The 18,909-nt window shown below is 72.5% G+C and carries 18 protein-coding genes; 8 read left to right on the forward strand and 10 right to left on the reverse strand.

All coding sequences use genetic code 11. The features are described from left to right. Window positions 1-5 precede the first annotated feature (5 nt). From AC2D9U_RS12250 to AC2D9U_RS12260, 3 genes are all read left to right on the forward strand, one after another. Window positions 6-1,040 (forward strand): formate dehydrogenase subunit gamma, encoded by a 1,035-nt coding sequence (locus AC2D9U_RS12250; RefSeq protein ID WP_484749307.1) that lies wholly within the window; start codon window positions 6-8, stop codon window positions 1,038-1,040. A 68-nt stretch (window positions 1,041-1,108) separates the two neighbouring features. Further along, window positions 1,109-1,621 carry a molybdopterin-guanine dinucleotide biosynthesis protein B gene (mobB, locus tag AC2D9U_RS12255; protein WP_484749310.1) on the forward strand — a complete coding sequence of 171 codons (513 nt, stop codon included), beginning with the start codon at window positions 1,109-1,111 and terminating at the stop codon, window positions 1,619-1,621. 15 nt (window positions 1,622-1,636) lie between these two features. Next, window positions 1,637-2,884 carry a molybdopterin molybdotransferase MoeA gene (locus AC2D9U_RS12260; protein ID WP_484749313.1) on the forward strand — a complete coding sequence of 416 codons (1,248 nt, stop codon included), beginning with the start codon at window positions 1,637-1,639 and terminating at the stop codon, window positions 2,882-2,884. 152 nt (window positions 2,885-3,036) lie between these two features. On the opposite strand, the gene AC2D9U_RS12265 is transcribed toward AC2D9U_RS12260, so the two are convergent. The 7 genes from AC2D9U_RS12265 to hutU form a co-directional block, all read right to left on the reverse strand. After that, the gene (locus AC2D9U_RS12265; RefSeq protein ID WP_484749315.1) at window positions 3,037-3,252 is read right to left on the reverse strand and encodes an HP1242/YdcH family protein; all 216 of its coding nucleotides are present in this window, start codon (window positions 3,250-3,252) and stop codon (window positions 3,037-3,039) included. Window positions 3,253-3,415: 163 nt separating this feature from the next. After that, a complete protein-coding gene (locus tag AC2D9U_RS12270) occupies window positions 3,416-4,759 on the reverse strand; it encodes a metallophosphoesterase (RefSeq protein ID WP_484749317.1) in 1,344 nt (447 codons plus the stop codon). A 37-nt stretch (window positions 4,760-4,796) separates the two neighbouring features. Continuing rightward, window positions 4,797-5,489: a CBS domain-containing protein gene (locus AC2D9U_RS12275; RefSeq protein WP_484749319.1), complete on the reverse strand. Its 693-nt coding sequence runs from the start codon at window positions 5,487-5,489 to the stop codon at window positions 4,797-4,799. Window positions 5,490-5,543: 54 nt separating this feature from the next. Continuing rightward, the gene (locus AC2D9U_RS12280) at window positions 5,544-5,960 is read right to left on the reverse strand and encodes a PaaI family thioesterase (protein ID WP_484749321.1); all 417 of its coding nucleotides are present in this window, start codon (window positions 5,958-5,960) and stop codon (window positions 5,544-5,546) included. Next, a complete protein-coding gene (gene hutI, locus AC2D9U_RS12285; protein ID WP_484749322.1) occupies window positions 5,957-7,147 on the reverse strand; it encodes an imidazolonepropionase in 1,191 nt (396 codons plus the stop codon). Before hutI ends, AC2D9U_RS12280 begins: the two co-directional genes overlap by 4 nt. Then, entirely contained in the window at window positions 7,144-8,649 is a 1,506-nt protein-coding gene (gene hutH, locus AC2D9U_RS12290; RefSeq protein ID WP_484749324.1) for a histidine ammonia-lyase, read from the reverse strand. The genes hutI and hutH overlap by 4 nt, the downstream gene beginning before the upstream one ends. Beyond that, window positions 8,646-10,319, reverse strand: coding sequence for a urocanate hydratase (gene hutU, locus AC2D9U_RS12295; protein WP_484749326.1), 1,674 nt, complete (start codon window positions 10,317-10,319; stop codon window positions 8,646-8,648). Before hutU ends, hutH begins: the two co-directional genes overlap by 4 nt. Before the next feature lie 47 nt (window positions 10,320-10,366). Between hutU and AC2D9U_RS12300 the strand changes: the two genes are divergently transcribed. Genes AC2D9U_RS12300 through AC2D9U_RS12310 form a run of 3 tightly spaced genes read left to right on the forward strand, consistent with a single transcriptional unit; the run spans window position 10,367 to window position 13,370 of the window. Then, window positions 10,367-11,737: a formimidoylglutamate deiminase gene (locus AC2D9U_RS12300; RefSeq protein ID WP_484749328.1), complete on the forward strand. Its 1,371-nt coding sequence runs from the start codon at window positions 10,367-10,369 to the stop codon at window positions 11,735-11,737. Further along, the gene (locus AC2D9U_RS12305; protein WP_484749329.1) at window positions 11,734-12,543 is read left to right on the forward strand and encodes an SDR family NAD(P)-dependent oxidoreductase; all 810 of its coding nucleotides are present in this window, start codon (window positions 11,734-11,736) and stop codon (window positions 12,541-12,543) included. Before AC2D9U_RS12300 ends, AC2D9U_RS12305 begins: the two co-directional genes overlap by 4 nt. Continuing rightward, the gene (locus tag AC2D9U_RS12310) at window positions 12,540-13,370 is read left to right on the forward strand and encodes a GNAT family N-acetyltransferase (RefSeq protein WP_484749331.1); all 831 of its coding nucleotides are present in this window, start codon (window positions 12,540-12,542) and stop codon (window positions 13,368-13,370) included. The genes AC2D9U_RS12305 and AC2D9U_RS12310 overlap by 4 nt, the downstream gene beginning before the upstream one ends. Here the strand turns inward: AC2D9U_RS12310 and AC2D9U_RS12315 are convergent, their stop codons facing one another. Then, window positions 13,371-13,889, reverse strand: a complete 519-nt coding sequence (locus AC2D9U_RS12315; protein ID WP_484749333.1) for a lipocalin family protein — start codon at window positions 13,887-13,889, stop codon at window positions 13,371-13,373. Further along, window positions 13,886-14,773 (reverse strand): polysaccharide deacetylase family protein, encoded by an 888-nt coding sequence (locus AC2D9U_RS12320; protein ID WP_484749335.1) that lies wholly within the window; start codon window positions 14,771-14,773, stop codon window positions 13,886-13,888. Before AC2D9U_RS12320 ends, AC2D9U_RS12315 begins: the two co-directional genes overlap by 4 nt. A 120-nt stretch (window positions 14,774-14,893) precedes the next feature. On the opposite strand from AC2D9U_RS12320, the gene cydD reads away from it, so the two are divergent. Together cydD and cydC are read left to right on the forward strand one after the other, a co-directional pair. Next, the gene (gene cydD / locus AC2D9U_RS12325; RefSeq protein ID WP_484749337.1) at window positions 14,894-16,573 is read left to right on the forward strand and encodes a thiol reductant ABC exporter subunit CydD; all 1,680 of its coding nucleotides are present in this window, start codon (window positions 14,894-14,896) and stop codon (window positions 16,571-16,573) included. After that, window positions 16,570-18,225, forward strand: coding sequence for a thiol reductant ABC exporter subunit CydC (gene cydC, locus AC2D9U_RS12330; protein ID WP_484749339.1), 1,656 nt, complete (start codon window positions 16,570-16,572; stop codon window positions 18,223-18,225). Before cydD ends, cydC begins: the two co-directional genes overlap by 4 nt. Window positions 18,226-18,228: 3 nt before the next feature. Here cydC and AC2D9U_RS12335 read toward each other — a convergent pair whose 3' ends face one another. Continuing rightward, window positions 18,229-18,873, reverse strand: a complete 645-nt coding sequence (locus AC2D9U_RS12335; RefSeq protein WP_484749340.1) for a Crp/Fnr family transcriptional regulator — start codon at window positions 18,871-18,873, stop codon at window positions 18,229-18,231. Between the last annotated feature and the right edge of the window lie 36 nt (window positions 18,874-18,909).

The following is an 18,909-nucleotide window of genomic DNA, read 5'->3' on the forward strand; positions in this document are numbered from 1 at the left end:
TGACCATGACCAAGATGAAGTCGCTGCTCGCGATGCTGGTGCTGGGCTTCGGCCTGGCGCTGGCCCCCGTCGCTGCGCCCGCGCTGGCCCAGGCGCAGGTCTCGGGCACGCCGACCAACCCGGTGCCACCCACCGCCACGGCGGATGAGCTGGAACTGATGAAGGCGCTCACCGGCGGGCGCATCGCCGGGCGCATCTCCATCCCGGACGAGCAGGCGGGCAGCCTCATCCAGCCCGCAGGCAAGTCCTGGCGTGACTTCCACAACATCACGCTGACCTGGATCGGCGGCGTCGCCGTGCTCGGCATGATGGCGATCATCGTGCTCTTCTACATGAGCAAGGGGCGCATCCACATCGATGCCGGCCGGTCGGGGCGCACCATCCGCCGCTTCGGCCTGTTCGAGCGCGTGGCCCACTGGATGACCGCCAGCAGCTTCATCGTGCTGGCGATCTCGGGCCTGAACCTGACCTTCGGCCGGCATCTGCTGCTGCCGCTGATCGGGCCGGAGAACTTCACGCTCATCAGCGAGTGGGGGAAGTACGCGCACAACTTCCTCTCCTTCCCCTTCACGCTCGGCGTGGTGCTGCTGTTCCTGATCTGGGTGAAGGACAACATCCCGAACGGCAAGGACGTCGCCTGGTTCAAGGCCGGTGGCGGGCTGCTGGCCGGCGGTCATCCCCCGGCGGGCCGCTTCAATGGCGGGCAGAAGATGGTGTTCTGGATCACGGTGATCGGTGGCACGGCCGTGGCCGTCTCCGGCTACATCCTGATCTTCCCCTTCTGGGTCACCGACATCGCGGGCATGCAGCTGGCGCACATCGTGCACGGCGTGATCTCGGTGCTGATGATCGCCGCCATGATCGGCCACATCTACATCGGCTCGGTCGGCATGGAAGGCGCCTTCGATGCCATGGGCTCGGGCGACGTCGATCTCAACTGGGCCAAGGAGCATCACAGCCTCTGGGTCGAGGAAGAGATGTCCAAGGCGCGGACCACCATCGCCGGTCCGGCCGGAGCCAAGGCGGCCGGCGCCGACTGATCGCCGCGTGAGCGCGTGATGGGCCGGCCCAAGCTGTTGGGCCGGCCCTTTTCGTTTGAGGAACCCTGATGCGCCTGATCGGATTGGCGGGCTGGAGCGGCGCGGGCAAGACCACGCTGCTCACACGCCTCATCCCCGTGCTGAATGCCCGCGGCCTCGCCGTCTCCACGCTGAAGCACGCGCACCACGCCTTCGATGTGGACCGCCCCGGCAAGGACAGTTTCGAGCATCGCAGCGCCGGCGCGCGGCAGGTGCTGGTCTCCTCCGCCCAGCGCTGGGCGCTGATGACCGAGCATCGCGGCGCGCCCGAGCCGAGCCTTGCGGAGCTCCTGGCGCTGCTCGCCCCGGTCGATCTCGTGATCGTCGAAGGCTTCAAGCGCGACGGCCACCCCAAGATCGAGGTGCATCGCGCGGCCAACGCCAAGCCCTGGCTGCACCCCGACGACCCGGCCATCGTCGCCATCGCCGCCGATGTCGCGCCGCCCACGCCCCTGCCGCATGCGCATCTGGACGAGATCGCCGCGATCGCCGATCTGGTGGAACGCCATGCGGCGCCGATCGCGGCGTTCCGCGCGGGGTGAGAAGGGGGCGGGCGGATGGCGCAGCTATCGGATGATTGCTTCGCCTTCGGCGGCAAGCTGCTCTCGGTCGATGACGCGCAGGCGCTGATCGCGGCGCGAATCCCTGCCATCGACGGTATCGAGACGGTGCCGCTGCGCGCCGCGCTGGGCCGTGTGCTCGCCGAGGCCCTGCACGCGCCCGGGCCGCTGCCGCCCTTCTTCAACGCGGCCGTGGATGGCTATGCCTTCCGCCATGCCGACCTCGCCCCCGCGGGCGAGACGGCCCTGCCCCTCGCGCTGCGTCTCCAGGCCGGGCAGGCCGCCACGGCGCTGCCGCCCGGCACGGCCGCGCGCATCTTCACCGGCGCCCCCATGCCCGAGGGCGCCGATACGGTGCTGATGCAGGAGGATGCGACCGAGCGGGAAGGTGGCGTGGTCATCCCGCCCGGCCTGAAACGCGGGGCGAATTGCCGCCCGGCCGGGGAGGATGTGGCGCAGGGCGCTCTCGCCTTGCCGGCGGGCAAGCGCCTGAGCGCGCCGGATCTCGGCCTGGCCGCCGCGCTGGGCCTCGCACGGCTCGGCGTGCGGCCGCGGCTGCGGGTGGGCGTGTTCTCGACCGGCGACGAGCTGGCCGAGCCGGGCAGGCCGCTGGGCCCGGCGCAGACCTATGATTCCAACCGCTTCACCCTGCTGGCGCTGCTGGCACCCCTGCCGGTCGAGGGCCGCGACCTCGGCATCCTGCCCGATGAGCCCGAAGCGACCGTTGCCGCCCTGCGCGCCGCGGCGGCCTCGCATGACCTGCTGCTGACCTCGGGCGGGGTCTCCACCGGCGAGGCCGACCATGTGAAGGCGGCGATCGGGGAGAGCGGCGCGCTGGTCTTCTGGCGCCTCGCCATCAAGCCGGGGCGGCCGGCGGCGATGGGGTTGATCGGCGGCACGCCGGTGATCGGCCTGCCCGGCAACCCCGTGGCGGCGGTGGTGACCTTCCTGCACCTGGCGCGCCCGCTGCTGCTGGCGCGCGCCGGCGCGCGGGCCGAGACGCTGCCGCGCTTCCATGCCCGGGCCGATTTCAGCTACCGCAAGAAGGCGGGGCGGCGGGAATATGTGCGCGTGGCACTCACGCCGGGCGCGGACCTGCCGCTGGCGCGCAAATACCCGCGCGAGGGGGCGGGGCTGCTCTCCTCGCTGGTGGAGAGCGACGCCTTCGCGGAACTGCCCGAGGAGGTGACGCAGGTGGCCCCGGGCGACACGCTGCGCGTGCTGCCCTTCAGCGCGGTGTTCTGAGCGTTGCGCCATATCCCGCGGATCGTGGCCGATCCGCCCTCAGTCGCCGGCGGCCGCCTCCGCGCCCTTGGCTGCGCCGGAGTGGCGGCGGGCGCCATTCGGCGCCTCGGCCGGCTGCGCCGGCCGCAGGTTCCGATCAATGGGATTTGGCGTTACCCGGCTTCCGGCCGGGCCCAGCGCGGCATGGCGCAGCCGGCGAGCGCGGCAAGGCGATCCTTGGCGAGCAGCCTTTCGCGCGACATGCGGCGGATCAGCGCCTCATCCGGGGTGGCCCGGGCGCGTTCCACGGCGATCTGCCGCTCGAGGTCGGCCTGCCTCTCGGTCAATCGGTCCATCAGATAGTCGCCGGACGCGAGACTCCCGTCCATGACGCCCAAATCCTCCTGATTTCCTTGCCGCTTCCGCCCAGTGACGCGCGGCTCGTACTGGCCGGCTTGGTCGCCCCGGACATGACGCGGAGCTTACGAGAACGAAGGCTGGACCCGAGTCGTGACGATTTCAAGGCATATTCGTGCCTGCCACGTTATCTCCTCAGCGCCGCGCAAGCGCCTCAGCCACCACGGATTTCAGCATCGGCCCCGGCACGGGGGCGAAAGCCGGGGCCTCCGCCCCCAGGAAATGCGCCGCATTCAGCCGCACCCAGCCATTCGCGGCGAGGCGCGCCGGCCCACCCAGCGGCCAGGGTGCCGCATAGGCGAAGTCACCGATCCGTGATGCGAGCGGCACGGCTTCATCCTGGTTGAGCCGCGGCGCCATGGCCGCCAGCGCCGCCGCACCGGCCTCGCCCTGCACCAGCGCGCCGTCGAAGCGGAGGAAGGCGTCATAGGCGAAGCGCGTCACGGGGCCCGCCGGCAGGCCGGTGCCGAAGCCGGTATGGCCGAGCAGCCCGGCCGCGCTGCCCGTCGCCGCCGCGATGGCCGCGCAGGCGGCGCGGGCGGCCGCGGGCAGGGGCAGGGGGGCGGGCAGGTGGAACAGCACCTCCCGGTCCTCGGGCCGGGCATGGGCGGCGGTGATCTCGGCCACCAGCCGGGCCTGCGCGGCGTCCTCGGCACCGCCGGGCTCCACCGCGACCAGATGCGGCGCCGGCGCCGGGCCGAAGGGCACCAGGCCCAGGAAGCGCATCCAGGAGCCGACATGCAGGTAGCGCGTGGCCCCGGCTGCATGGGTGAAGGACAGATGCTCATGCCCGCCCAGCAGCAGGCTGCCTTCGGGAAGCAGCGGCAGGATGGCGCGGTCGGCGGCGACGCCGGCATGGCTGAGCAGGATCGCCGCATCGGCCCCCGCCAGCAGGCCGGGCAGGTTCGCCGCCGCCCAGCCGGCAGGCTCGGGCAGGGTAAGCAGCGGGCGCACCGGGGCGCGGTAGGTGGCCGCGGCGTCCGTCGCGATCCCCACCACCACCACGCGCCGCCCGCCCAGGCTGAGCGTGACCTGCGCCGGCGCATAGGGCGCGCCGCGCCGCGGATCGCCGATGTTGCTCACCACCAGCAGGTCGAGCGCCCGGGCGCGGGCGACCACCTCGGCCGGGTCATCGGCCAGCGCGGTCTCGTGGTTGCCGAGGTTCAGCACCACCGGCGCGCGCGCCCGCAAGGCGCGCAGCAGCGCCCAATCGGCCGCGCCCGCGCTGCGCAGCGCCAGCACATTGCCGCGTTCGAAGACGTCGCCATTCACCGCGATCAGCGCCGGCACGCCGCGATTGGCGGCCAGTGCCGCGTCCAGCGCCGCCAGCAGCGCGGGCGCGCGCTCCTGCGCCGAGTGCAGGTCCGACAGCGCGATCAGCAGGAAGGCCGCGCCGGGGAAGGCGGTATCGGCCCGAACCCGGCGCGGCAGCAGGGTCAGGCCCGGCAGGGCGAGCAGGGCGCGGCGGGAGAGGCTCATGCACCCCAGCCTGCCACGTCCGCCCCGCCCCTTGCCATCACCCGGTGAGGACGGGCAGGGGCGCGCGCTCGACCATCACCTGCACATCCTTCACGCCGGGGATGGCGCGGGCGAGCACGGCCAGGGCGCGCTTCACCTCCTCGTTCCGGCAATAGCCGTGGAACAGAACCACGCCATCCTTCACGTCGGGGAAGATGAAGAAGGCGTCGATCCAGGGCTGGTCGCGCATGGCGAGCAGCACGGCGCGGCGGATCCGCTCATCCGGCGCATCCGCCATCTGCTCCTCGGTGGGCTGCATCAGGGCGCGGATCAGGTCCGCGCGGCTGACGATGCCCACCAGCCTGCCGGCCTCATCCACCACCGGCACGCGGCGGATGTTGCGGTCCTCCATCGCATGGGCGAGCTCGGCGATGGGCGTGTCGGGCCGGGCGGTGAACAGGGTGCGCGTCATCACATCGCCCGCGGTCTGGCCATGCGTGCGGGCGAAGCGCGCCGCCTGCTGGGCGGCGGTCTCGAACAGCCCCGCGATCCAGGAGCGCGGCGCATCCGCCGGCGCGGCGAGGCGACGCAGCAGGTCGCTCTCGGTGACCACGCCGAGCAAGGTGCCGGCGGCATCCACCACGGGGGCGCCGCTGATCCCACGCTCCGCCAGCGCCCGCGCGACCACCTCGATCGGCGTGTCGGGCGGCAGATGGACCGGGTTGCGGGTCATCAGGTCTTCGGCACGCATCGCTTCCTCCTTATTTTGCTTATATAAGGAGGATGTGAAGAATTGGCCTGCTTTTCAAGGGCCCGGGATGGCGCTGCGGGCCCAACTCGTTGTGACATGCGCACAAGGCTGCTCGGCACCCTCGGCGCGCAAAAATATTTCGCCATAGGACAGAGTCCGACCACGCTTGATCACCCGCGCCTCGGCCAGCACCGCGCCCGGCGGGGGCGGCCGGAGGAAGGTGATGGAGAGACTCGCCGTCAGGCTCTCATCGCGCCCCTCGGTGAGGCTGAGCAGCGCCGCCCACATCGCCACATCCGCAAGGCCCATCAGCGCGGGGCCGGAGACGGTGCCGCCCGGGCGCAGCAGGCCCGCATCGGCGGGCAGGCGCAGCAGCGCGCGACCGCCCTGTGCTTCCAGCACCTCCACCCCCCAGGCGGCGGCCAGGGGCACGCCCTCCCGCACCCGGGCCTGCATCTCCGCCAGCGTCATGCGACATGCCGCCCGAGGCAGGGGTTGCGCCCGATCCAGTAGCACAGCTCGGCCGGGCGGCTCACGGCGTAGAGGGCGAGATCCGCGCGCATCCCGGGGGCGAGCACGCCGCGATCGCGCAGGCCCAGCGCCGCGGCGGCGTGCACCGTGACGCCGCGCAGCGCCTCGGCCACCGTCAGGCGGAACAGGGTGCAGCCCATGTTGAGCGTGAGCAGCAGGGAGAGCAGCGGCGCCGAGCCCGGATTGTGGTCGGTGGCGAGGGCGATCTTCACCCCCGAAGCGCGCATCGCCGCGATGTCGGGCAGGTGGGTTTCGCGGATGAAGTAGTAGGCGCCCGGCAGCAGCACGCCGACCGTGCCGGCCTGCGCCATGGCGGCGATGCCCTGCGCGTTCGCGTATTCGATATGGTCGGCGGACAGGGCGCGGTAGCGCGCGGCCAGCGCCGCCCCCGCATCGTCGCGCAGCTGGTCGGCGTGGAGCTTGACCGGGAGCCCCGCACGAAGCGCGGCGTCGAAGACCTGCGCGGTCTCCTCGGGCGTGAAGGCGATGGCGCTGTCGGTGAAGGCATCCACCGCATCGGCGAGGCCCTCGGCGGCGATGGCCGGGATGATGTGCCGGGCGACATGCGCCGCGAACTCCGCGCGACGACCCGCGAATTCGGGTGGGGTGGCATGGGCGGCGAGGCAGCTCGTCACCACGCGCACCGAACGCTGTGCGCCGAGCCGGCGCGCCGCGCGCAACATGCGGGATTCGGTTTCGCGGTCGAGCCCGTAGCCGGACTTCACCTCGACGGTAGTGACGCCCTCGGCCAGCAAGAGGTCGAGCCGCGGCAGCGCGCTCGCCACCAGCTCCTCCTCGGTGGCGGCGCGCGTGGCCTGCACGGTGGAGAGAATGCCGCCACCAGCTTTGGCGATGGCCTCGTAGCTCGCGCCGTCGAGGCGCATCTCGAATTCCCGCGCGCGGTTCCCGCCATAGACAAGATGCGTGTGGCAATCGATCAGCCCGGGCAGGATCCAGGCCCCGTCGCAGCGCGTGGTCTCGCGCGCCCCGGCGGGCAGATCGGCGCGCTTGCCGACCCAGGCGATGACGCCATTGGTCACGCCGATGGCGCCATCCTCGATGATGCCGAGTCCGTCATCCGCCATGGTGCAGAGGTTGGCGTCGGTCCAGACGCGATCAAAACTCATGAGGCGAGTTCGACAAGGTTCGCGAAGCGACCCTGCTCCACCAGCCGCTTCACCGCGGCGATGTCGGGCGCCATGGCGCGGTCGCGGTCCCAGAAGGCGGCCACGCCGCGCACCAGCGCGATGGCGCTCTCGATGGCGGGCGAGGAAGTCAGCGGGCGATGGAATTCGATGCCCTGCGCGGCGGCCAGCGCCTCGATGGCGAGGATGCTGGCGAGGTTGTCCGCCATCTCAGCGAGGCGCAGCCCGGCCCCCGTGGCCATGCTGACATGGTCTTCCTGGTTCGCGCTCGTCGGCAGGGAATCCACGCTGCGCGGCGTGGCGAGCGCGCGATTCTCCGCCACCAGCGCGGCCGCCGTGACATGGGCGATCATGAAGCCGGAATTGATGCCCGATTCCGACACCAGGAAGGCCGGCAGGCCGGAATTCAGCGCAGGGTCGGTCAGCAGCGCGATGCGCCGCTCGCTGATCGCGCCGATCTCGGCCAAGGCGAGGGCCACCGTATCGGCGGCGAAGGCGACCGGCTCGGCGTGGAAATTGCCGCCCGAGAGCACTTCGCCCTCCGCCGTCACGATGGGGTTGTCGGTCACCGCATTGGCTTCGCGCAGCAGCATCGCCGCGGCGTTTTCGAGCAGGTCGAGGCAGGCGCCGGCCACCTGCGGCTGGCAGCGCAGCGAATAGGGATCCTGCACGCGCGTATCGCCCTCGCGGTGGCTGTCGCGGATGGCGCTGCCCGCCATCAGCGCGCGCAGCGTGGCGGCGGCGCGGATCTGGCCGGGCTGGCCGCGCAGCGCATGGATGCGCGCATCGAAGGGCGTGTCGGAACCCCGCGCCGCATCCACGCTCATCGCGCCGGTGAGCAGCGCGGTGCGCAGCAGATCCTGCGCCGCGAAGAGCCCCGCCAAAGCGAGCGCGGTGCTGACCTGCGTGCCGTTGAGCAGGGCCAGCCCCTCTTTCGGCCCGAGCGCCTGCGGCGCGATGCCGGCCATGGCGAGCGCCTGCGTGCCATCCAGCACGCTGTCCCCGTGGAAGGCCTCGCCCTCGCCGATCAGCACGAGGGACATGTGCGCCAGCGGCGCGAGATCGCCCGAGGCGCCGACCGAGCCCTTGGCCGGGATCGCCGGCAGCACGTCATGGTTGAGCAGCGCGAGCAGCGCCTCGATCACCTCGGGCCGCACGGCCGAAGCCCCGCGCGCCAGCGACATCGCCTTCAGCGCCAGGATGAGGCGCACCACCGGCGGCGGCAGGAAGGGCCCCGTGCCGGCCGCGTGGCTGCGGATCAGGTTCACCTGCAATTGCCCGAGCCGCGCGGCATCGATGCGCGTGGAGGCGAGCTTGCCGAAGCCCGTGTTCACGCCGTAGAGCGCCGCGCCCGTGGCGATGCGCGCCTCCAGCGCCGCCACGCTCGCCGAGGCGACCGCGCGCCAGCCGGGTTCGAGCGCGACCGGCGCGCCCGCCATGATGGCGCGCAGCTGGTGCAGCGTGGCCTGGCCGGGCGTGATCATTTCAGGATCCCCGGCAGGTCGAGCCCCTGGTCGCGCGCGCATTCCAGCGCGATGTCGTAGCCCGCATCGGCGTGGCGCATCACACCCGTCGCCGGGTCGTTCCACAGCACGCGGGCGAGACGCCGCGCCGCATCCGGCGTGCCATCGGCCACGATCACCATGCCGCTGTGCTGGCTGAAGCCCATGCCCACGCCGCCGCCATGATGCAGGGAGACCCAGGTCGCCCCGCTCGCCGTGTTCAGCAGCGCGTTGAGCAGGGGCCAGTCGGAGACGGCATCCGAGCCATCGCGCATCGCCTCCGTCTCCCGATTGGGTGAGGCAACCGAGCCGGAATCCAGATGGTCGCGCCCGATCACCACGGGCCCGATCTCACCGCGCGCCACCATCTCGTTGAAGGCGAGGCCGAGCCGGTGCCGCTGGCCGAGCCCGACCCAGCAGATGCGCGCCGGCAGCCCCTGGAAGGCGATGCGCTGCTTCGCCATGTCGAGCCACTGATGAAGGTGCGGATCATCCGGGATGAGCTCGCGCACCTTCGCATCCGTCCTGGCGATGTCCTCGGGATTGCCGCTGAGCGCGGCCCAGCGGAAGGGGCCGATGCCGCGGCAGAAGAGCGGGCGGATATAGGCCGGCACGAAGCCCGGGAAATCGAAGGCGTTGGCGAGCCCTTCCTCCTTCGCCACCTGGCGGATGTTGTTGCCGTAGTCGAGCACGGCCGAACCCATCCGCTGGAAATCCAGCATCGCCTGCACCTGCGCGACCATGCTGCGCCGGGCCGCGGCGGCGACGGCCGCCGGGTCGCTCTCGCGCCTGGATTCCCACTCGCCGAGCGTCCAGCCGGCGGGGAGGTAGCCATTCACCGGGTCATGCGCGCTGGTCTGGTCGGTGACGATGTCGGGCACCACGCCGCGCTTCACGAGTTCGGGGAAGATCTCGGCCGCATTGCCGAGCAGGCCGACCGAGATCGCGCGCTTCTCCGCACAGGCCTTGCGGATCATGGCGAGCGCGGTGTCGAGATCCTCGGCCTTCTCGTCCAGGTAGCGCGTCTCGAGCCGCTTCTCGATGCGCGAGGGCTGGCATTCCACCGCCAGCACGCAGGCGCCCGCGAAGACGCCCGCGAGCGGCTGCGCCCCACCCATGCCGCCGAGCCCGCCGGTGAGGATCCAGCGCCCCGCGAGGTTGCCCGCATAATGCTGGCGCCCGGCCTCAACGAAGGTCTCGTAGGTGCCCTGCACGATCCCCTGCGTGCCGATATAGATCCAGGAGCCGGCCGTCATCTGGCCGTACATCATCAGCCCCTTGCGATCGAGCTCGGCGAAATGCTCCCAATTCGCCCAGCGCGGCACGAGGTTGGAGTTCGCCAGCAGCACGCGCGGCGCATCGGCATGGGTGCGGAACACGCCCACCGGCTTGCCGGATTGCACCAGCAGCGTCTGGTCTTCCTCGAGCCGCTTCAGCGTGTGGACGATGCGCTCATAGCTGTCCCAGTCCCGCGCGGCGCGGCCAATGCCGCCATAGACCACCAGCTCGCCGGGCTTCTCGGCCACCTCGTCATCGAGGTTGTTCATCAGCATGCGCATCGCCGCCTCGGTGGTCCAATGGCGGCAGGAGATCTCGAGCCCGCGGGGGCTGCGGATGGCGGGGGCGTTGCGGAGGCGCGTGGGATGGGTCATGCCTGCCAGAACACACCGCGACAGGGGCGGAGGGCAAGCGGCACCGCATGACAACAGGCACCGAATTCTGGGCCGAGGCCGCCTTGCTCCCGCAGGGCTGGGCACGACAGGTCCGCATCGCCGTGGACGCGGCCGGCGACATCATCGCCATCACCCCCGACAGCCCCCCCGGCCCGACGGCACGGCGCCTCGATGGCCCGGTGATCCCGGGCGTGCCGAATCTGCACTCCCACGCCTTCCAGCGCGCCATGGCCGGCGGGGCGGAGCGCCGAAGTGCCGCCGGGCAGGACAGTTTCTGGACCTGGCGGGAGACGATGTACCGCTTCGTCGGCCGCTTCACGCCGGAAGATGCCCAGGCCGTGGCCGCGCAGCTCTATGTCGAGCTGCTGGAGGCCGGGTTCACCTCCGTCTGCGAATTCCACTATCTGCACCACCAGCCCGACGGCACGCCCTATGCGGACCCAGCCGAGATGGCCAAGCGCCACATCGCCGCGGCGCGGGCCACGGGGATCGGGCTCACGATGCTGCCCTCGCTCTACCGCCATGGCGGGATCTTCGGCGTGGCGCCGCATGAGGGCCAGCGCCGCTTCCTCAACGACCTCGACGGCTTCTCCCGCATCGTCGAGGGCGTGCGCAGCGAGATCGGCGATGATCCGCGCATGGCGGTGGGCCTGGCGCCGCATTCGCTGCGCGCCTGCACGCCGGCGATGCTGCGCAAGATCGCGGGCTTCGACGGGCCGATCCACATCCATGCCGCCGAGCAGCCCAAGGAGGTGGCGGAATGCCTCGCCGCCACGGGGCAGCGGCCGGTCGAGTGGATCCTGGAGCACCTGCCCGTGGATGCGCGCTGGGTGCTGATCCATGCCACGCACCTCACCCCGGCCGAGATCACGGGCCTGGCCGCCAGCGGCGCCGTGGCGGGGCTCTGCCCGACCACCGAGGCCTCGCTCGGCGACGGCATCTTCGCGCTGCCCGCCTACCTCGCCGCGGGTGGGCGATTCGGCGTGGGCACGGACAGCCATGTCGGCACCGCGCCGAATTTCGAGCTGCGGCAGCTCGAGACCACGCAGCGGCTGCGCGACCATGCGCGCGCCGTGGCGACGGGGGCGGAGAACCCGCATCCCGGCCGCACGCTGCTCGATGCCGCGCTGGCCGGCGGCGCGCAGGCCTCGGGGCGCAAGCTCGGCGCCTTGGCGGTGGGCTGCCGGGCGGATTTCGTCGAGCTGGATGGCGAGCACCCGCTGCTGCTGGGCCGCATGGGCGATGCCGCGCTCGATGCCTGGGTGTTCAGCGGGCAGGGCAGTGTGGTGCGCCGTGTCGCGGTCGGTGGCAGGGTGATGGTGGAGGCCGGGCGGCATGTGCACGCCATGGCGATCCGCGATGCGTTTTCCCAGGCGATGCGGAGGCTGATGGCGTGAACGGGTCCGATGGTCGGAGCGCCGAAGGGCGCGGAGAGCTGAATCGGCCCCGCGAGGGGGCCCTGAAGGGCCAGGTTGCGATCATCACGGGCGCGAGCAGCGGCATCGGGCGTGCCATCGCGCTGCTCTTCGCGCGCGAAGGCGCCGACATCGCCTTCTGCCACCTGAACGATGAGGCGGGCGCGGCGGGGGTGGTTTCGGGCATCGAAGCCCTCGGCCGCCGCGCCTTCGCGCGTGCGCTGGATGTCGCGGACCTGCCGGCGCTGCGCGGCTTCATCGCCGATGCGCAAAGTGAACTCGGCCCCTGCGACATCCTGGTGAACAATGCCGGGCTCAACCTGCGCGGCCCCATTGCCACCATCACGGAAGAGATGTTCGACCGCGTGCTGGACGTGCATGTGAAGGCGAGCTTCTTCGCCGCCCAGGCGGTGTGGGAGGGCATGGCGGCGCGCGGCCGCGGGCGCATCATCACCACCGCCTCGCAATTGGGGTTCAAGGGCGCGCCGAACATCGTGCCCTATTGCACGGCGAAGGCCGCGCTGATCGGCTTCACCCGCGCGCTGGCTTTTGAGGGCGCGCCGAAGGGCATATTGGTGAACGCCATCGCGCCGGGCCCGGTGCGCAGCGAGCTCACCGCGCAGCTTGGCCCCGACTGGGCGGCGAATACCGGCGCGAAGCTGCCGATCGGGCGCATCGGTGAGCCGGAGGAGATCGCGGCAGCGGCGCTGCTGCTGGCCTCCTCCCCCGGCGGGGATTTCTTCGTGGGCGCGACGCTCTCGCCCAATGGCGGGGACATCATGCATTGATCCGCACGCTCACCGCCGAGCAGGCGCAGACCGCCATCGATTGGGCCGCCGCCGAGGGCTGGAATCCCGGCCTGTCGGACCTGCCCTGTTTCCTGGCCCAGGATCGCGGGCTGTTCCTGGCGGTGGAGCAGGACGGCCAGCTTCAGTCGGTGATCGCGGCCACGCGCTATCTCGGCCAGTTCGGCTTCATCGGCTTCTACATCGCCCGTCCCGAAGCGCGCGGCCAGGGCCATGGCATCGCCGTCTGGCAGGCGGCGATGGCGCGGCTTGAGGGGCGCCTGATCGGCCTGGATGGCGTGGTGGCGCAGCAGGCGAATTACCGGAAATCGGGCTTCCACCTCGCCTGGAACAACATCCGCTTCGGCGGCGTGGTGCAGGGGCTTCCTGCGCCAGAAGGGCGATTGGTGCCGGCCTCCGCCGTGCCCTTCGAAAGGCTGAGCGCGCTGGACGCGATGGTCTTTCCCGCCCCCCGACCGGGCTTCCTGCAGTGCTGGCTTGGCGCGCCGGGCCATGTCGCCCTCGCGCTGCTGCGCGATGGCGAGGCGGTGGGCTATGGCGTGATCCGCCCCGCCCGGCAGGGCCACAAGATCGGCCCGCTGGTGGCGGAGAACGCCGCGGATGCGCAGGTGCTGCTCGCCGCGCTGGTCCAGGCCTCGGGCGCGGGCGAGATCTTCCTCGACCTGCCGGAACCGCACCGCGCCGGCGTGGCGCTGGCGGAATCCTGTGGCCTCAAGCCGGTCTTCGAGACGGCGCGCATGTACACCGGCCCGGCGCCCGCGCTGGATCTGACGCGGATCTTCGGCATCACCACCTTCGAACTCGGATAGCTACTGCCGCGTCGGCCGCAGCCCCGCCACGTCGAAGCCCTGGGCGCGCGCGATCCCGGTCGCGGCGGCGAGGTCCGCCGGCGCCAGGACCGGCGTGCGTGAGAGGATCCACAGGAAGTTCCGCCCCGGCGCGCCGACCACCGCCCAGCGGTAGTCGGGGTCGAGCCCGATCACCCAGTAATCGCCGTAGAAGGGCCAGAAGAAGCTCACCCGCAGCCGGGCATTGCCGCTGCCCTCGACCGCATAGGCGGTGGCGGTGGCGATGCGCTCGCCCGCCGGGCCCAGGCAGCGATTCGTCACGCCGATCTGGCCATCGGGCCGCGCCGTATAGGTCGCGGTCGTGCCCTCGCAGACCCGCCCCGCGCCATCCTGGAAGGAGTTCGGCAGGCGCGCGATCTCGTACCAGGTGCCGAGATAGCGGGGGAGATCGACGGCAGGCACCGTCGCCGGCAGGCCCGGCGCGGGCTGGGTGGCGCAGGCGCCAAGCAGCAGCAGGCCGAGCAGGGCAAGGCGCTTCATGGCACCACCCCCTCGGGCAGCGCCGCGACATGGTCGAAGACGCCGCCCGCGGTGGTGATCCAGATGGCGTCGCGATGCTGCGCGATCTCGCTGAGTGCGCGGCGCAGATGCCGCAGCCGGTGCGGCTGGCCGACGATGTAGGGGTGCAGCGCGATGCCCATCACCTGCGGCAGCCCGTCGCGCAGCTGGCGGAGCCTTTCGTGGAAATCGTCGACGATCATGGCCGCGAAGGCATCCCCGCCATCCTTGCGGGCGACCACGGCGGGGATGTCGTTCACCTCCTGCGGATAGGGCACGGCGAGCAGCCTTCCGGCGCGGGTGCGCATCCAGACCGGGGCGTCATCGGCGCACCAGTTCAGCGTGTAGCGATAGCCGGCCTCCACCAGCAGGTCCGGCGTGGTGCGGCTCTCGGCGATCCAGGGGCTGAGCCAGCCGCGCGGGGCCACGCCCTCCTGCTGCCGGATGGCCGCGGCCGATTCGGCGATGAGCCTGGCCTCCTCGGCCTCGGGCAGGATGGACTGGCGCTCGGAATTGGTGCGGCCATGGCCGGCCATCTCGTCACCCCGGGCGCGATGCGCGGCGACCAGGGCGGGGGCGTAGGCGTAGAGCGCGCTGTTCAGCAGCACCGTCGCGGGGAAGTGCAACTCGTCCAGCAACTCCAGCAGGCGCCAGGCGCCGACGCGGTTGCCGTAGTCGCGCCAAGCATAGTTCAGCACGTCGGGCTGCGGCCCGCCGGGGGCGAGTTCCGCGCCCAGCCCCTCGCCGAAGGCGAAATGCTCGAGATTCACCCCGAGATAGACGGCGAGCTTCGCCCCGTTCGGCCAGGCATAGGGGGTGCGGCCGGGCCAGCCGGCATAGTCGTAGCGTCCATGGGTGGGCAGCATGCGCGAGGTCTCCGTCCTGCCCGCGATGTCGGGCCAAGGCGGCTTGTGCGCAAGTCCGGGCCGGGCGCGGCCGGGCGGGGGTGGGATGACCGCCGCGCGGCGCTGCCCTAAGGTTCCGGGATGGAGAGAGGGACCAAGGGGAAGGCCGATGGCGCCGGCGCCTTGCTGCGCCAGGAGGCTGGGGCGGCGCGCGCGCATCTGGCGCTGCCCGTGGCGCTCGGCGCGGCGCAGGTGGCGATCGGCATCGCCCAGGCCTGGCTGATCGCGAGCCTGCTGGGCAGCCTGCTCGGCTTCGGCACGGCGGGCTGGGGGGAATTGGCGCTGGCGGCCGCACTCGCGCTGCTCTCCGCCGCCTTCGGCATCGCCCAGGAACGCGCCCTGATCGCGACCGGCGAGGCCGCGAAGGCCCGGCTGCGCCGCGCCGTCTTCGCCCGCCTGCTCGCCATCGGCGCCGAGGATGGCCGCCCGGTGGGCGAACGCGCGGCGCTGGTGGTGGATCGCATCGAGGCGCTGGAAGGGTTTCTCACACGCTGGGTGCCGGCCGCGGCGCTGGCGCTGATCGGCCCGGCCCTGGTGGTGGGCGCGGCCTTCGCGGTGGATGTCACCAGCGGGCTGATCCTGCTGCTCGCCGGGCTGCTCGTGCCGGTGGCGATGGCGGTGACGGGCATCGGCGCCGCCCAGGCCAGCCGCCGGCAATTCGCCGCCCTGGGCCAGCTTTCGGGCCGTTTCCTCGACCGCATGCGCGGCCTGCCCACCCTGGTGCTGTTCCGCCGCCAGCAGGACGAGGCCGAGTCGCTGCGCCTCGCGGCCGAGGAGTTGCGCGGGCGCACCATGCGGGTGCTGCGCGTCGCCTTCCTCTCTTCCGCCTCGCTCGAGGCGCTGGCGGCCGCGGCCATCGCCTGCCTCGCCATCCGCCATGGCGCGGTGCTGGGGCTGACCCATCCGGACCCGATCGGGGCGATCTTCTGCCTTTTGCTGGTGCCCGCCTTCTTCACGCCGCTGCGCAGCTTCTCCCAGGCCTATCAGGAGAGGCTCTCGGCACGCGGCGCGGCGGCGGAACTGGCCCCCCTGCTGGCCGAGCCGGAGGGCCCGCCCGGCCTGCTGCTCGAGGAAGTGCCGCCCAAGCTGGTGGTCACCTTCCAGGATGTGCGCCTCACCTACGATCCCTCCCGCCCGCCGGCGCTGGATGGCCTCTCCTTCCGGGTGATGCCGGGCGAGACGCTTGTGCTGGCCGGGCCCTCGGGGGCGGGGAAATCCTCCGTGCTGCGGCTGCTGATGGGCTTCCGGCGGCCGGATTCGGGGCGGATCGCGCTGAACGGGCAGGACGCCACGGCGCTCGCCCCCGCCGAGCTGCGCCGGCTCTCCGCCTATGTCGGCCAGCGCGCGCATCTGTTCCGCGCCACGCTGCGCGAGAACATCGCCCTCGCCCGGCCCGAGGCCAGCGCCGCGCAGGTCGAGGCCGCGGCCGAGGCGGCGCGGGTGATGGATTTCGCCAAGGACCTGCCGCAGGGCCTGGACACGCTGCTGGGCGAGGGCGGCTTCGGCCTCTCGGGCGGGCAGGCGCAGCGCGTGGCGGTGGCCCGCGCCTTCCTGCGCGACTGCCCGCTGGTGCTGCTGGATGAACCGACCGCGCATCTGGATCCGGGCACCGAGGCCGAGGTGCTGGACAGCCTGCGCCGGCTCTGCGCCGGGCGCACAGCCATCATCGCGACCCATTCCCGCGCCGCGCAGCGCGTGCTCGGGCGCGTGATCGAGATCGAGGCCGGGCGCGCCGTGGGCCAGAGGATGGCGGGCGAATGATCCGCGACATGGCGCGCGTGCTGGGCCTGTGGCGCAGCCGCACGAATTGGCTGCTCGCCGGCATCGCGGTGTCCGTCGCCGCCACGCTCGCGGGCCTCGCGCTGCTGGGCCTGGCCGGGCAGGGGGTGGTGGAGGGGGTGACGGCGGCGACGATCTTCGCCGGCGGCGGGGTGGCGCTGCTCTGGCTGCGCCCGGTCGTCGTGCTGCGCCCCGTCGCGCGCTATTTCGAGCGGCTGGTCACCCATGCCGCGACCTTTCGGGCCATCGCCGATACGCGGGTCTGGTTCTTCCGCCGCCTCGCCGAGCGCCTGCCGGCCGGCATGGGCTTCCGCCGCGCGGGCGACCTGCTCGGGCGGCTGGTCTCCGACATCGATGCGCTGGACCGCGTCTATCTCGGCGCGCTGGTGCCCGGCGTGGCGGCGCTGAGCGCGGTGGTGGTGATCGCGCTGGTGCTGGGCGCGCTCTCGCCCCTGCTGGCGGCGCTGGTGGCGCTGCCGCTGGCGCTGGCCCTGGCGCTGCCGCCGCTGCTCGCGCCTGGTGCGGCGGCGGCCGGGGCGCATGTCGCGGCCGGGCAGGGGGCGCTGCGTGCCGCGGTGGTCGATCCGCTGACCGGCATCGAGGACACGCTGGCGGCCGGCGCCGAGCCCCGCGCCCTGGCGCGCATGGCGGCCGAGGGGGCGGCGCTCGATTCGGCGCAGCGCGGCCTGGCGCGGCGCAGCGCCTGGGGCGGGGCGGCCGGGTCGGTGCTGACCCAGGCGGCCATGCTCGGCGCGCTGGGCTTCGGGCTCGCGATGGGGGAGTTGGGCGTGGCGGGCGGGGTGCTCGGCCTGTTCCTCGCCATCGCCGCGGCCGAGGCGCTGGGCCTCATGCCGCGCGCCGGTGCGTCTTTGGCGGCGGCGGCGGCCAGTGCCCGCCGGCTGTTCGAGGCCGCGGATGCGCCCGCGCCGGTGGCCGAGCCGAGCGCGCCTGCTGCCCTGCCCACCGGGCATGCGTTGCGGCTGGAGGGGGTGGGCTTCCGCTGGGCGGCGGATCGCGCGCCGGTCTTCGACGGCCTGACGCTGGAGGTGCCGGAGGGCGCCCGCATCGCCCTGCTTGGCCCCTCGGGCATCGGCAAATCGACGCTGACCTCGCTGCTGTTGAAGCTGGCCGCGCCGCAGGAAGGGCGGATCACTCTCGGCGGCGTCGACATCGCGACGCTGAGCGCCGATTCGGTGCGAAGCCGCATCGCCTGCCTGACGCAGGATGCGCGGCTCTTCGATGACAGCATCGAGGCCAATCTGCGCCTCGCCCGGCCCGAGGCGCCGGAGGCCGATCTCTGGCAGGCGCTGGATCGCGCCGGGATCGGGGAGGTGGTGCGCGCCCTGCCCGAGGGGCTGGCGACGCGCTGCGGGGAGGCCGGGGCGCGCTTCTCGGGCGGCCAGGCGCGGCGGCTCGCGCTCGCGCGGGCGCTGCTGACCGAGGCGCCGGTGCTGATCCTGGATGAGCCGGCCTCGGGCCTCGACCCCGAGACCGAGCGCGCCTTCCTCGAGACGCTGGGCGAGGCGACGGCAGGGCGGACGGTGATCCTGATCGTGCACCGGCTGATCGGGGTGGAGCGCCCGCAGCGGATCTATCGCCTGTTCGGCGGCCGCGCCCTGGCGGCGACCGCCTGAGCGTCAGTCGAAGGGCACGCCCTCGATCAACTCGTGCAGCGCCTGGGGCTGCAGGATCTCCACGACATTATGCGCCGGCTCGCGCACCCAGCCGCGGCGGCGGAAGGCGGTGAAGCCGCGGCTCACCGTCTCCAGCGTCAGGCCGAGGAAATCGGCGATGTCGGCGCGCGTCATCGGCATGTCGAGCTGCGTGCCGACCTGCAGGCGGCGCTTGCCGGCCTCGCCGAGCTGCAACAGGAAGGCGGCGAGGCGCGCCTCGGCCGGGCGGCGACCGACGCTGACCAGCTGGTCCTGCGTGGCGGCCAGTTCCTGGATGCACAAATCGAGCAGCCGGCGTTCCAGCGCCGGCAGGCGGCGCATCAGCGCCTCCAGCTTCGGCCGCTCGATCCGGCACAGCTTCGCCGGGGTCAGCAGCTGTACGGCGAAGGGATAGGTCTCGGCGGTGGTGTAGCCGATGATGTCGCCGGCGAATCGGAAACCCAGCACCTGTTCGCGCCCGTCGGGCAGCAGGCGGGTGAGCTTGGCGGTCCCCTGCACCAGGGTGAAGACATGGCCCGCCTTCTCGCCCTCCTGGAACAGAATGGCACGCGGGCCGAGCGCCATCTGCTCGGCCTCGCCCACCACCTCGTCCAGCGCTGCCTCGCTCAAGGGGCGGCAGATGCCCGTCACGCGGGAACCACAGGT

Source organism: Roseomonas sp. TF40 (assembly GCF_057219975.1).

What these genes read in the sequence shown, in the direction of transcription:
- cydC (WP_484749339.1), top strand. Translation starts at nt 16,570, where the DNA reads ATGATCCGCGACATGGCGCGCGTGCTGGGCCTGTGGCGCAGCCGCACG.
- cydD (WP_484749337.1), top strand. Translation starts at nt 14,894, where the DNA reads ATGGAGAGAGGGACCAAGGGGAAGGCCGATGGCGCCGGCGCCTTGCTG.
- AC2D9U_RS12275 (WP_484749319.1), bottom strand. Translation starts at nt 5,489, where the DNA reads ATGCGTGCCGAAGACCTGATGACCCGCAACCCGGTCCATCTGCCGCCC.
- AC2D9U_RS12280 (WP_484749321.1), bottom strand. Translation starts at nt 5,960, where the DNA reads ATGACGCTGGCGGAGATGCAGGCCCGGGTGCGGGAGGGCGTGCCCCTG.
- AC2D9U_RS12270 (WP_484749317.1), bottom strand. Translation starts at nt 4,759, where the DNA reads ATGAGCCTCTCCCGCCGCGCCCTGCTCGCCCTGCCGGGCCTGACCCTG.
- hutH (WP_484749324.1), bottom strand. Translation starts at nt 8,649, where the DNA reads ATGATCACGCCCGGCCAGGCCACGCTGCACCAGCTGCGCGCCATCATG.
- AC2D9U_RS12265 (WP_484749315.1), bottom strand. Translation starts at nt 3,252, where the DNA reads ATGGACGGGAGTCTCGCGTCCGGCGACTATCTGATGGACCGATTGACC.
- AC2D9U_RS12315 (WP_484749333.1), bottom strand. Translation starts at nt 13,889, where the DNA reads ATGAAGCGCCTTGCCCTGCTCGGCCTGCTGCTGCTTGGCGCCTGCGCC.
- mobB (WP_484749310.1), top strand. Translation starts at nt 1,109, where the DNA reads ATGCGCCTGATCGGATTGGCGGGCTGGAGCGGCGCGGGCAAGACCACG.
- AC2D9U_RS12260 (WP_484749313.1), top strand. Translation starts at nt 1,637, where the DNA reads ATGGCGCAGCTATCGGATGATTGCTTCGCCTTCGGCGGCAAGCTGCTC.
- AC2D9U_RS12250 (WP_484749307.1), top strand. Translation starts at nt 6, where the DNA reads ATGACCAAGATGAAGTCGCTGCTCGCGATGCTGGTGCTGGGCTTCGGC.
- hutI (WP_484749322.1), bottom strand. Translation starts at nt 7,147, where the DNA reads ATGAGTTTTGATCGCGTCTGGACCGACGCCAACCTCTGCACCATGGCG.
- AC2D9U_RS12320 (WP_484749335.1), bottom strand. Translation starts at nt 14,773, where the DNA reads ATGCTGCCCACCCATGGACGCTACGACTATGCCGGCTGGCCCGGCCGC.
- hutU (WP_484749326.1), bottom strand. Translation starts at nt 10,319, where the DNA reads ATGACCCATCCCACGCGCCTCCGCAACGCCCCCGCCATCCGCAGCCCC.
- AC2D9U_RS12300 (WP_484749328.1), top strand. Translation starts at nt 10,367, where the DNA reads ATGACAACAGGCACCGAATTCTGGGCCGAGGCCGCCTTGCTCCCGCAG.